At 36.1% G+C, this 12,518-nt stretch carries 13 protein-coding genes; 9 read left to right on the top strand and 4 right to left on the bottom strand.

Going from position 1 to position 12,518, the window contains the following annotated elements:
* The first annotated feature begins 21 nt into the window (after positions 1-21).
* Positions 22-1,026 carry a type I glyceraldehyde-3-phosphate dehydrogenase gene (gene gap / locus ABN763_RS17665; protein WP_410486826.1) on the top strand — a complete coding sequence of 335 codons (1,005 nt, stop codon included), beginning with the start codon at positions 22-24 and terminating at the stop codon, positions 1,024-1,026.
* A 27-nt stretch (positions 1,027-1,053) separates the two neighbouring features.
* Positions 1,054-3,282: an ATP-binding protein gene (locus tag ABN763_RS17670; protein ID WP_410486827.1), complete on the top strand. Its 2,229-nt coding sequence runs from the start codon at positions 1,054-1,056 to the stop codon at positions 3,280-3,282.
* On the opposite strand, the gene lpxK is transcribed toward ABN763_RS17670, so the two are convergent.
* The gene (lpxK, locus tag ABN763_RS17675) at positions 3,266-4,300 is read right to left on the bottom strand and encodes a tetraacyldisaccharide 4'-kinase (RefSeq protein WP_410486828.1); all 1,035 of its coding nucleotides are present in this window, start codon (positions 4,298-4,300) and stop codon (positions 3,266-3,268) included. The genes ABN763_RS17670 and lpxK overlap by 17 nt on opposite strands.
* 46 nt (positions 4,301-4,346) lie before the next feature.
* On the opposite strand from lpxK, the gene ABN763_RS17680 reads away from it, so the two are divergent.
* The 4 genes from ABN763_RS17680 to ABN763_RS17695 all read left to right on the top strand — a co-directional run bounded on the left by ABN763_RS17680 (position 4,347) and on the right by ABN763_RS17695 (position 8,294).
* Positions 4,347-5,462 (top strand): Nif3-like dinuclear metal center hexameric protein, encoded by a 1,116-nt coding sequence (locus ABN763_RS17680; RefSeq protein ID WP_410486829.1) that lies wholly within the window; start codon positions 4,347-4,349, stop codon positions 5,460-5,462.
* A 3-nt stretch (positions 5,463-5,465) separates the two neighbouring features.
* Positions 5,466-6,242, top strand: coding sequence for a zinc ribbon domain-containing protein (locus ABN763_RS17685; protein ID WP_410486830.1), 777 nt, complete (start codon positions 5,466-5,468; stop codon positions 6,240-6,242).
* A 284-nt stretch (positions 6,243-6,526) separates the two neighbouring features.
* Positions 6,527-7,348, top strand: a complete 822-nt coding sequence (locus tag ABN763_RS17690; protein WP_410486831.1) for a helix-turn-helix domain-containing protein — start codon at positions 6,527-6,529, stop codon at positions 7,346-7,348.
* Between the two features lie 58 nt (positions 7,349-7,406).
* The gene (locus ABN763_RS17695) at positions 7,407-8,294 is read left to right on the top strand and encodes a pirin family protein (RefSeq protein ID WP_410486832.1); all 888 of its coding nucleotides are present in this window, start codon (positions 7,407-7,409) and stop codon (positions 8,292-8,294) included.
* Positions 8,295-8,305: 11 nt separating this feature from the next.
* On the opposite strand, the gene ABN763_RS17700 is transcribed toward ABN763_RS17695, so the two are convergent.
* Both ABN763_RS17700 and ABN763_RS17705 read right to left on the bottom strand, forming a co-directional pair.
* The gene (locus ABN763_RS17700; protein WP_410486833.1) at positions 8,306-8,770 is read right to left on the bottom strand and encodes an SRPBCC family protein; all 465 of its coding nucleotides are present in this window, start codon (positions 8,768-8,770) and stop codon (positions 8,306-8,308) included.
* On the bottom strand, positions 8,771-9,091 hold the full coding sequence (locus tag ABN763_RS17705) for an ArsR/SmtB family transcription factor (protein WP_410486834.1): 321 nt from the start codon (positions 9,089-9,091) through the stop codon (positions 8,771-8,773).
* Positions 9,092-9,292: 201 nt separating this feature from the next.
* On the opposite strand from ABN763_RS17705, the gene ABN763_RS17710 reads away from it, so the two are divergent.
* The 3 genes from ABN763_RS17710 to ABN763_RS17720 are packed head-to-tail and all read left to right on the top strand — an operon-like array spanning position 9,293 to position 11,968.
* Complete coding sequence (locus tag ABN763_RS17710; protein WP_410486835.1) at positions 9,293-9,991, top strand: hypothetical protein; 699 nt, start codon at positions 9,293-9,295, stop codon at positions 9,989-9,991.
* A 25-nt stretch (positions 9,992-10,016) separates the two neighbouring features.
* Complete coding sequence (locus tag ABN763_RS17715; protein WP_410486836.1) at positions 10,017-11,132, top strand: helix-turn-helix domain-containing protein; 1,116 nt, start codon at positions 10,017-10,019, stop codon at positions 11,130-11,132.
* Positions 11,129-11,968, top strand: coding sequence for a DUF2911 domain-containing protein (locus ABN763_RS17720; RefSeq protein ID WP_410486837.1), 840 nt, complete (start codon positions 11,129-11,131; stop codon positions 11,966-11,968). The genes ABN763_RS17715 and ABN763_RS17720 overlap by 4 nt, the downstream gene beginning before the upstream one ends.
* Before the next feature lie 66 nt (positions 11,969-12,034).
* On the opposite strand, the gene ABN763_RS17725 is transcribed toward ABN763_RS17720, so the two are convergent.
* On the bottom strand, positions 12,035-12,499 hold the full coding sequence (locus ABN763_RS17725; RefSeq protein WP_410486838.1) for a nuclear transport factor 2 family protein: 465 nt from the start codon (positions 12,497-12,499) through the stop codon (positions 12,035-12,037).
* Positions 12,500-12,518 lie beyond the last annotated feature (19 nt).

Genomic DNA, 12,518 nt, shown 5'->3' on the forward strand with positions numbered 1-12,518 from the left:
ACCAGCATTGCACAATACAGCATGAGTAATACTATAAGAGTTGCTATTAACGGTTTTGGTAGAATTGGGCGCACCCTTTTTAGACTTTTGCTAGAAGAGCAACATATAGAAGTGGTAGTAATAAACGATCTAGCTGATGTCAAAACACTATCGCATTTATTAAAATACGACAGTATACATGGTATATTAAACAAAGGGGTTTCCTTTGAAAAAAGTGCAATAAAGGTAGATAAGCAACTGTTTCCACTACTTAATGAACCTAATATTAATGACCTGGACTGGTCAGCTTTCAATGTCGATATTGTTATTGAGTGTACAGGTAAATTCAAGACTAGAAATCAGCTACAATATCACGTATCAAATGGCGCGAAAAAAGTGATTTTATCAGTTCCACCTACTGATAGTAGCATTAAAATGGTTGTACTTGGGGTTAATGATGATATTTTAACTGGGGAAGAAACCATTATTTCCAATGCATCTTGCACCACGAATAATGCCGCACCAATGATTAAGATTATTGATGAGTTATGTGGTATAGAACAAGCTTATATTACGACTGTACATTCATATACAACTGACCAAAGTTTGCATGACCAACCTCACCGAGATCTAAGAAGAGCTAGAGCTGCAGGACAATCGATCGTACCCACTACTACGGGAGCAGCCAAAGCGTTGACTTCAATTTTTCCAAAATTATCTAACGTAATAGGAGGTTGTGGTATTCGTGTTCCGGTTCCAGATGGCTCCTTAACCGATATTACATTTAACGTTAAAAGACCAGCAAGTATCCATACAATAAACAGAACATTTAAAAAGGCATCTGAACAACAATATCAGGGGATTTTAAGCTACACTGAAGACCCTATTGTCTCTATTGATGTAGTAGGAAATACGCATTCTTGTGTTTTTGATGCTGGTATGACTTCCTCCATAGGTTCTATGATAAAGATTATTGGATGGTATGATAATGAGATGGGCTATTCGTCTAGAATTGTCGATTTAATCAATTTAGTTTCAAAGAAATAATTATATTAGACGATTATTATAATGCAAATGCGGGCTTTTGTAATAAAATTCTTTGTTCTCCTGTTTCTTTTCTCCTACAACCTTGGACTAGGTCAAGAAAAAACAGTTTCCGATAGTGTTAATATACTGATTAAAAAAGCCTATAACCTTAAAAATCAGTCATATGACAGTGACTCTTTTCGTGCAATTGATGAAGCCAAGGAGCTTGCCGAACGCACAAATGATCAACTAGGGCTCGCTATATGCTACAATCTTTACGCATCACTATACCTTACTTACGACGAGAATCTCAATAAGGTACCCAGCTTACTTCAAATTGCATCCGATATGCTTCTTGAGATAAGAGATAAAAAAAATCTTGTGGTAAATGATCGTCTTTGGGCTGAATACTACCTAAAAATTGGCGATTTTGAACAGGCTGATAATTACATTGAAGATGCTGCCAGTCTAATCACTCAAAACGAAGATTTAGCAGAATATTCTAGCGCTATCAAGTTGACTAGCGGTCACTACTACTTAGTTAGAAAAGAGTATGATGAAGCCATTCAAACTCTTAAAAATGCGATCCCCATTAATGACGCTTATGAAGCTGATTTTCTTACTGCATGCGCTCTTGCTGATATGGCTAATGCCTATTATGAGTTGAACAAGACAGAAGAGGCTGAAAAAAATGTAAAGGAAGCACTTACAATGGCTAGCCGAGATGCTGATTTCCCTTTTATCAAAATTGAATCGTATAAGCTTTTAAGTAAAATTGCTAAAAAGCAAAACAACCTAGTCGATGCCAATTATTTTCTAGAAAAGCAATTTTCTTTAAAAGACTCCATTTTAACAATTGAAAAAGCATTGGCAGTAGGAAGGGCCTCCAATCGCTCTGCCCTTGATTTAGCAGATACTGAAAATAAAAGTCTAAAAGAGGAGATCGAAAAAAACAAGGAAACAGCAACCAGACAGAACATGACCATCATATTAAGTTCTGCATTACTTATTATTATCTCGTTGCTTACCATTTCTCTATACAGAAATAACGTTATTAAAATTAAAACTAATAAACTCCTTCTAAAGAAAAATAGTGAACTAGTACTCGCGAAGGATGAAGCAGAAGCAGCGCTGAAGGCAAAAGCCAATTTTTTATCAACCGTTAGTCACGAACTACGCACCCCATTGTATGCAGTTACGGGATTGACTAGGCTATTGATGGAAGAAGACCCAAAAGAACATCAGAAAGAGTATTTAAAGTCATTGAAATTTTCTGGTGATTATTTACTTGCCTTAATCAACGATATTTTACAACTTAATAAAATGGAAGCTCAAAAGCTTACTGTTTATAATGAAGACATCAATCTTCGTGAGGTCGTAAAGGAGGTAAGTGATAGTATGGCGCAAACATCTACTCAGAATAATAACAGCATACGTATTAATGTCGATGACGCCATTCCAGAATATGTTGTTGGTGATAAGATAAAACTTTCTCAAGTACTTATCAATCTTGTTGGAAATGCCCTAAAGTTTATTAAAGACGGTGAAGTACAGGTCAATCTTAAATTTCTAGAAGAAGGCAAACGGTCGCAAACTATTTACTTTGAAGTAAAAGATGACGGAATAGGAATCTCGGAAGAAAAACAAAAGACCATTTTTGAAAGTTTCTCACAAGGTTCTAAGCAAATTAATCGAAAATACGGAGGTACCGGACTAGGATTATCCATTGTTAAAAGTCTACTCGAATTAGTAAATAGTTCAATCAACCTTGAGAGTGAGCTTGGAAAAGGCAGCACATTCTCTTTCAGTATTAAATTCAAAAAATCTAAAAAGAAGTCAAAAGAAACACCAAAAATTGATTTCGATTCAGTCACCGATCCGTCAGCAGTAGATAACGAAAACTATCAGGGAATGCATATTTTGTTGGTCGAAGACAACAAAATTAATCAGGTAATAACGAAGAAAATGATCACCAAGAAAGGAATGACTTGTGATATTGCCAACAATGGTTTTGAAGCTGTAGACCTGATTAAATCTAATCACTATGAATTAGTATTAATGGACATTCACATGCCAGGAATGGGGGGTGTCGAGGCTACTACCAAAGTTCGGGAATTTAATAAAGAGCTTCCTATCATAGCGCTTACCGCTGTTGCAATTGACGAAAACATGGAGGAATTTATGGAAGTGGGCTTTAGTGATGTTATCAGCAAGCCCTTTAAGCCTGAGGATTTTTATCGTAGTGTCAATACATTTTTAATCAAAGATGTTTCCTAACCTCTTCTAAGTATTTTTTAATTACAGTATCGAAAACCTTACCATCTTCAGCCAAAAACTCTGTTCGTATTGAAATGTAATGGAGAGAAGAAATTTCATCCTTTAAGCGAACAAAATCTTTTTCTGTAGTCAACAAGAAATAATCCTTTTCAAGCCTTTTCAGCTGTTTTAGTTCATTCTCCGAAAAATCATGATGATCAGGATATGCTAAATGCTTTTCTAGTATGACATTCTGATCTTCTATATACTTCACCAAAGGTTCTGGATTTGCAATACCTGTCACTAATACAACTTTTTTCTCCCGCAAATTTGATAATTTAAAAGATTCTTGGTGGTTGTTCAATAGTTGCGAGTCGTAAACAATCTTACTAAAAACCAAAGGCTGAGAACTGCTTAAACGGAGCGACTTTTTAATCGCTGAACGCTCACTATCTTTAAGCCTATCTGGGCATTTAGTCACAACAACTACATCAGCTCTTTTGGCACCACTCCTCGGCTCACGCAAACTGCCGGTAGGCAACAAAATATCATTACTGTATAAATCACCGTATGAGGTTAACAGCACATTCAATCCCCCTTTTACTTTTCGATGTTGAAATGCATCATCCAAAATAATTAAACCGGGCTTATTGTGATTGCTCAATAGTTGTTTTATTCCGTTTACACGATCTGCATCTACTGCGACCAAAATATCATTAAACTTCGAATAAAATTGGAAAGGCTCATCGCCAATTGTTTTTGCAGAATCATTTTCATTAGCAAGACGATATCCAGAGGTTGATCGTTTGTATCCCCTACTCAACGTAGCTAGATGCATATCATCTTTCAAAAGTCTAATCATATATTCTACCATGGGCGATTTACCAGTACCTCCTACGCTTAAATTACCAACAACAATAGTAGGGGTGGCAAACTCAGTACTTTTTAAAATTCTCCAGTCATATAATCTATTTCTAGACCAAGTAATTAGGTAATATAGTGGAACAAAAGGAAGGAGTAAATTTCTGAGCAGCCGCATAAGGACGAAATTATACTATTTTTATCTTTATAAAAAATTACACACAATGACCATTAAAGAGGTTACCACACTGATTGAAACTTGGGCACCGTTGCCTTATGCTGAAGATTTTGACAATGTAGGATTATTAGTCGGTTACCCAGATACTAAGGTAGCAGGTATTCTCATCGCACACGACGCGCTTGAAAATGTGGTTGATGAAGCCATTAACGATAATTGCAATCTCATAGTTTGCTTTCACCCAATTATTTTTAAAGGGATTAAAAAGTTTAATGGCAATAACTATGTAGAACGCGTAGTTATCAAAGCTATTAAGTATGATATCGCTATTTATGCCATCCATACCGCTTTAGACAATGCTTTTGAAGGGGTAAATGCGGCTATCTGCAATGCCTTGGGTTTAGAGAAAAGGCAAATACTCATTCCTCAGAAAAATACCATAAAAAAATTGCTTACGTATGTACCCGTCTCAAAGATTACCGAAGTTAGAGACGCATTATTTAAGGTAGGCGCAGGAGGCATTGGTAATTATAATGAATGCAGCTTTACCGTGCAGGGTATTGGCACCTTTAATGGTAATGAATATTCAAATCCCACAAAAGGAGAAAAAGGAACCACACAATATGAAGATGAAATTCAGTTGGGAATTACTTTTCATAAACACTTGCAATCTGTTGTTATAAAAACATTACTTAAAGTACATCCATACGAAGAAGTTGCATACGAGATTACCACACTGGAAAACACCAACCAACATATTGGCATGGGCATGATAGGCTCTTTAAGCAACGAACTTTCTGAAAAAGATTTCCTAACCCATGTAAAAAAATCGCTGCCCACGGGTTGCATACGTCACTCTGACTTGTTAGAAAAACCTATTTCGAAAGTTGCTGTTTTGGGCGGGTCTGGTAGTTTTGCCATTGCTAATGCAAAACGTGCCGGTGCACAGGCATTTATAACAGCAGATTTAAAATACCATGATTTTTACCAAGCTGAAAACGATATACTTTTGGTGGATGTAGGGCATTACGAAAGTGAACAATTTACAAAAACCATTTTAGCTGAGCATCTTACCAAAAAAATTGCTAATTTTGCACCTGCCTTAGCGGAAGGCAACATCTTAATATCAAAGCAAAATACCAATCCGGTCAAGTATTTTTAGAGTATGGCAAAAAAAGAAGTTACTGTTGAAGAGAAATTACGTGCACTGTTTGATTTACAGTTAATCGATTCTCGTGTAGATGAAATAAGAAATGTTCGAGGAGAGCTTCCTTTAGAAGTAGAAGATTTAGAAGATGAAGTAGCGGGGCTAAATACTAGAATGGAAAAGCTAAACGATGATCTTTCTCAAATTGATGACAACATCAAAGGAAAAAAGATCATGATTGAAGAAGCCAAAACGCTAATAAAGAAATATAACGAGCAACAAAAAAATGTTCGTAACAATCGCGAATTCAACTCGCTTTCAAAAGAAGTAGAATTCCAAGAATTAGAAATTCAATTAGCGGAGAAGCACATTAAAGAATTCAAGGCCCAAATTGAACAGAAAAAAGAAGTAATTGCTGAAACAAAAGAAAAACTTACTGAGCGCCAAACGCATCTTAAGCACAAAAAATCAGAGCTTGATGATATTTTAAAGGAAACTGAAAAAGAAGAACAAGCCCTTATTGCAAAGTCTGAAGAATATGAAAAGCAAATCGAAGATCGTTTGGTAAATGCATACAAACGTATTCGCGGTAGTGTTAAAAATGGGCTTGCGGTTGTACCAATTGAAAGAGGTGCAAGCGGAGGATCTTACTTTACTATTCCACCACAAGTGCAAATGGAAATTGCTGCCAGAAAAAAAATCATTACGGACGAACACAGTGGTCGTATTCTAGTTGATCCTAATCTTGCTAATGAAGAGCGAGAAAAAATGGAAAAGATATTCAGCAAAATCTAATATTGTTGTTAACACAATATCTACCAATCCCGCTCTCCAAGCGGGATTTTTTGTTTTAAGACAAGTTTAACACTGCTTACGCTGTAATAAAATCTAAAGTTATTCGTCTATACGTATATAAGATATCCAATCCGCTATATGCGTCTATATATTCTCACCGGCCTCTTGCTCTAGTAAGGGGCTTTTTTATTGAATCTTTCTTTCCCATAATAGTTCTCAAACAAGTTTCAATCTTTACCTCATATACCTATGTAAGGACTTCCTAAAAAACAGACAAAACCTACATGATAAAAGAATTTAACCAATTTACTACCGGAGCTATATTTAAACTTGGTAACGAATCACTACTAAATCAATTTAAAGAAAGTAAGAAATTACCCCTTTTTACTTTTATTAGAACAAAAGAAAAACCGGCAACCGTTAATATTGATGATGTTGCCACGACCATACCTCCCAATAGTATTTTATCACTTACCCCAAATCATTTTCTAAAAACAGTAGATGTAGAAGATATTCTGGTATATCAGTTTAATCGTGAATTTTATTGCATTAAAGATCATGACAAGGAAGTAAGCTGTGTCGGAGTGCTTTTTTATGGCAACCAACATAAACCCGTTATCGAATTGAGCGAAAAGGAAGTAAAAAAATTTAACGTTTTACATGATATTTTTCTGGATGAACTAGAAACGGAAGACAATATTCAAGCAGAAATGCTACGCATGCTCACCACCAGGTTTATTATCAAAACAACCCGACTATATAAGCAAGATCATCAACTTCCAGAAACTGACAAATCGGATTTATTACGCCAATTCAACGTACTAGTCGAAGATCATTTTAGAAAAGAACATTCTGTTAAATTCTATGCAGACTTGTTGTTTAAATCACCTAAGACGCTATCAAACAGTTTTTCAAAATACGGGCGCTCACCCCTACAAATAATCCATGACCGCATTATATTAGAAACCAAACGCCTTTTATATTATACCGATAAGAGTGCTAAACAAATAGCATACGACTTAGGCTTTGAAGACGCTTCACATTTAAGCAGGCTTTTTAAAAAACATACTGGACAAAGTCCGACAGCTGTAAGAGCAGCTAAATAGAAAACTAGCTCCTTTCAATTTTAGTATGTTGTATCTTTATGCATATAACAAAGCTAAAGTGTCTTATAATAAACTAATAGTTGAAGAACGCAGCCGTGATATTGGTAATTTTTTAGTAGGTCGTCTTATACCGTTTCGTAAAAAAAGAATGGTAGGCCCATTTTCGTTTATTGATCATATGGGTCCGTCTAAAATTGGGAATGGAAGATTTTTAGATGTTGACCAACATCCACATATTGGGTTGGCCACATTGACATACTTACTTGACGGAGAGATTCACCATAACGATAGCATTGGCACCTCTCAAGTTATTCGCCCAGGATCTGTTAATTGGATGGTCGCGGGAAAAGGATGCGCACATACCGAGCGTACACCCGAGAAATTGAGAAAAGGTCAGGAAACCTCATTGCATGGCTACCAGATCTGGGTAGCGCTTCCTAAAGAATTAGAAGACATCAATCCTGAATTCCACCATTTTGAGGCATCAAAAATCCCAAGTTGGACGGATCAAAATACCCAGTTTAAGTTAATAGCAGGGACCGGATTTGGTGAAGAATCGCCAGTTCCAGTGCACTCTCCCCTATTCATGCTGGAAATTAAAACTAAAGAAGAATACAATTTTTCTGCAGCCGGGCAATTAAAGGGTGAAATCGGAATCTGTATTGTTTCAGGAAGTATCACAGCTTGCGGAGATGTGATTGATGCAGGCAATATGCTCATTAGTAAGACAGAAGATGTATGTGATCTAATCATTAAAGCTAATACTCATTTGTTGATTTTTGGTGGCGAACCTTTTCCGGAAGAACGTCATATTTTCTGGAACTTCGTGTCACATTCAAAAGAAAAAATAGAAGAAGCCAAAACTAATTGGAAAAATAGGAAGTGGCCAAAGGTCAAGGGAGACGACACCTACGTACCACTCCCAAAACCAGTACAGTTTAAATAACGCTTTATGAGTTATGCTATTTGAATCAAGTACTTACTTAAGCCTTCAAATACGCCGCCCCAACCATTCATAGCACCCATATCCAGCTGTTGTTTTGCATACTCAGGAGTCGGATGAACTACCTTAAATACAAATTCAGTTGTATCACCCGATGCCTTAAATTCGGCTACCAGTATCACGCCAGCAGTCATTGGTAAAAAACTAGCAGTAGTAACAATCAGATTTTTCGGATTAATTTCAAGGTAAGTTCCTTTGGCAATAAACTCATTTCCGTTATCCATCATCATGCTATATTCCCAATTACCGTTAACTTCAAAATCAAATGTTTTAATATCAAGTGTCATCGGTCCGGGTGCCCACCAATTAGCAATATGTTCAGGCTGAGTCCAAGCCTCCCATACCAAATCAACAGGTGCGTCAAAAATTCGCTCAATCGTTAGCACACAGTTAGAAGGTGCATTTTTATAATCCATCATTTATCGATTTTTATGTTTAAGTTCTTGTAAATAATTTTCAAAATTGTCTAGTTTACCATCCCATAATTTTCTGTATCGCTCCAACCAATCAGCTACAGTCATCAGCTCTTTAGGCGAAATCTTGCAAATGCGTTCTCTACCGGCTTTCTCAATATGAATCACGCCACATTCATTTAGTATCTTAAGGTGTTTAGAAACTGCAGGTCTACTTATTTCAAAATTTTCCGCAACCTCATTTACTGTGAGAAAGTCTTTACTCAACAACTCAATAATGTCTCTTCTAACAGGATCAGCGATGGCCTGAAAAACATCTCTTCTCATAATCATGTAACTGTTCGGTTACAAATATATATGTAATCATTTGGTTACGCAAGTTGTTTTAGTAAAATTATTTTGGAAGCTGATTATTACCGTATGCTAACGTACACATACTGTATACGAACCCATCTTAGATTACTTCTCTTTTCTAGGTAAAGGCTGCTATATACATTCGTAACCAGTAATCACAAACAAGATCAAATAATGAACATCAAATTAAGAACAACAGTTATTCTACTTTTAATTTTTGCAGGTACGTTTCAATTAGCAGCCCAAAAAAAGCAATATACACTGAGCTTTGACAAAGGTGAAGTACTCGACATTTTACTGCTGGCAAACAATCCTGGTATTGACGCTTTATTCGATAGGTATAAAAAAACGGCATTCCCTGTGGCCAATAAACACTCTTACCAACCGATGCCCGGTTTTAAAATTAAAAAAACCATTAAAGGAAGCGGCAAAGCCAATACTTTCATATTCGGGAAATGGGATTCTCTTAAAAAAAGAGAAGATTTTTTAGATGCTATAGTTCCTGCTGTGCCTGATTTTCATGAACAACGCAAAGCTATTTTCAAACATTTTGTACTTGCCTATTACGAAATGCCATCAAAGACGACATTTACCATCGACCGAAATAAGTACAATGTGGTAACCTCTTATTGGAGTAAGAATAAAAACATGGATACGTTTTTAAAAGGTCAGAAATCGAATATTACTAATTATGGAGGAACACAAATTCTTGTGCTGCAAAATGGAAAAACACCCAAGGGTTACGAATATGATCCTACGGTTACGATCATTACCCAATGGGAAAGTCAGGATGCCTTTGAAAATTTCCAAAAAAATACTGAGAAATCCGTGTTAAAGAGTATAAAAAACACGCACCAATTTGTCTTGAATTAGCTAATTTGACCACTTAAATAGTTCTATGCAAACCCTATTCAATCAGCTGGTATATTTCGCATTTTTCCAATGTCTTTTATTATTGGGTGTTTTCTTATTCTCCAAAAAAAACAGAAGAAACATCAATGCGTTTTTAGCCATTCTGATCATTACTTTATTTCTTGGGTTAAGCGGAAGAGTGCTCTATGCTGCTGGGGTATTTGGTGGAAATTGGCGTTTGAATTCGCTTTCAGAATGGGCCGCTATGCTTTTTGGCACCACGTTGTATCTATTCACGAGGTCATCTTTACAAAACAGAAAACTCAAAACAAACGACTTACTACATTATGTACCAAGCATTGGATATATGCTTTTTATATTGATCTATTTTGTACTTGCAAATGATGTTGTAATCTCTAACCGAATTCAAACAGGAGAGCTTAAACGGGCTATTTGGGCTTGCCACGCGGTTGGATTAGTAGTTAATATCACCTATTGGGGAATGAGCCTGAAGGTCTTGTTGGACTTTAAAAGGCAAATTAAAAATGAGCTTTCTTACACTATAAAAACCAACTTCTTCAAATACCTTCATGTTATTATGGGAATCGGATTTCTGATTTGGCTCACACTATACATAATTAGTTTATTTGGCTATGATATGATTGAACGTGATGCCCGTCCATCCATTTGGATGGCAATGGCCTTTGTTGTTCTTTTTATAACCTATTATGGCATGATTTCTCCCGAAGTATATAGAATACAACAGTTAGAAACCATACAAAAATATGCTCAATCCAAACTTTCTAACGCTGATCTCGATGCTATGAAAAAACAGCTAGATCAGCTTATGGAGGAAAAGAAACCGTATTTAAATAACAGATTACTAAAAGCAGAACTGGCTGATATGCTGGGCACCAGTAACCCAGAGCTAGCACGTTTACTAAATGAAAATATTGGCATGAACTTTTTCGAATATGTCAACTATTATCGCATAAAAGAATTTGTAGCACTTGCCAGAACGGAAAAGGCACAGCATCTTACGTTTTACGGACTTGCTCAAGAGGCGGGATTTAATTCAAAAACAACGTTTAATAAATCATTTAAAAAACTAATGGGGGTATCTCCATCAGAATATTTTAATAATCAAAAAATAACATCATGAAATCAATCATATACGCAATAATAGCATCGCTTATTTTTGGAACACTTTCAGTAAACGGTCAATTACGAACCCCAGCTTTAAGCCCGGGATCAACTGTAAAGCAAACAGTGGGCTTAACAGATATTGAAATTAACTACTCCCGACCAGCGGTAAAAGGGAGATCCATATTCGGTCCAGATGGAATCGTACAGTATGGGGAATTTTGGCGCACTGGCGCCAATGCAGCCACCAAAATTAGTTTTAATGGTGACCTCTCTTTTGGCAAAGCAGATTTATCAAAAGGAGATTATACCATTCTAACTAAACCAGGCAAGACCTCATGGAAGATATTTATCTATAAATATGAAAGCCCTAATTGGTCTTCTTATGTTGAGAAAAAGCCACTAGCCACATTAGAGGTCGCAACAAAAAAATTAAATACGTCTGTTGAATCATTAGAGTACGCTATTCAAAACATTAGCATGGATACGGCTAATTTGGAAATAAGCTGGGATCGCACCAGTGTTCAAATCCCCATACAAATTGACACGAAAACTCAGGTTCTTAAAAATATAGATCGCGCGATGGCAGGTCCTAGTATTTTTGAAAACTTTAATGCAGCCTTGTACTTACATGAAAACAAGATTGAACTACCAAGAGCCTTGACTTATATTCAAAAAGCCACCAAAAACGAAAATGCACAGTTTTTTATGGTCTATAGAGAAGCACTCATTTTAAGAGACTTGGGTAAACAGAAAGATGCATTAGTAGCGGCTAAACGTTCATTAAAACTGTCTGAAGAAGCCAAAAACAATGACTTTATAAGATTTAGCAAAAAACTGATTTCAGAACTATAAAAAATCCAATAAAAGCGCTACCACGCCTAATGTAATTAGTGTTGTAGCGCTATTTATTTCTTTCACCTATCTTTTACGAGGTAGTCGGGTGGAGTGCATCATCTGTAATTTCCAGCCGTTCTTAGTTTTTATCGCAATTACACTTTCTAACCATTGACCTTTACTTTCGCCTTGGTCACTTTTAAAAGTGGCATAATTATGATATGCCATCCAAATTCGATCAGCTGTTTTTTCTGTCTTAAAAAAATCAAAACTATTGATACGTTCTACCCCTTGATCCCGTTTAGCAGCGCGAGCACACCAATCAGCAATTGTATCGTTTGTCCAAACCTCTCCATGTTCTAGTAAAATGAAATCTTTAGTGTGGTATTTTGAAATAGTCTCAACTTTTTTTGCTGACCAGATATCATCAAATATATTCTGCACTAATTGTTGAACAGCTTTTATATCAGGATCTGTATTCTTTGCATCTTGAGAAAAAGTACTTGTCGTCAATACTAGGCAGATAAGTACTAGAATGTATTTTTTCACGATTGAAGGTATTGATTGA

Origin of the sequence: Spongiivirga sp. MCCC 1A20706 (assembly GCF_046524175.1) — a bacterium.
Lineage (GTDB): Bacteria > Bacteroidota > Bacteroidia > Flavobacteriales > Flavobacteriaceae > Spongiivirga.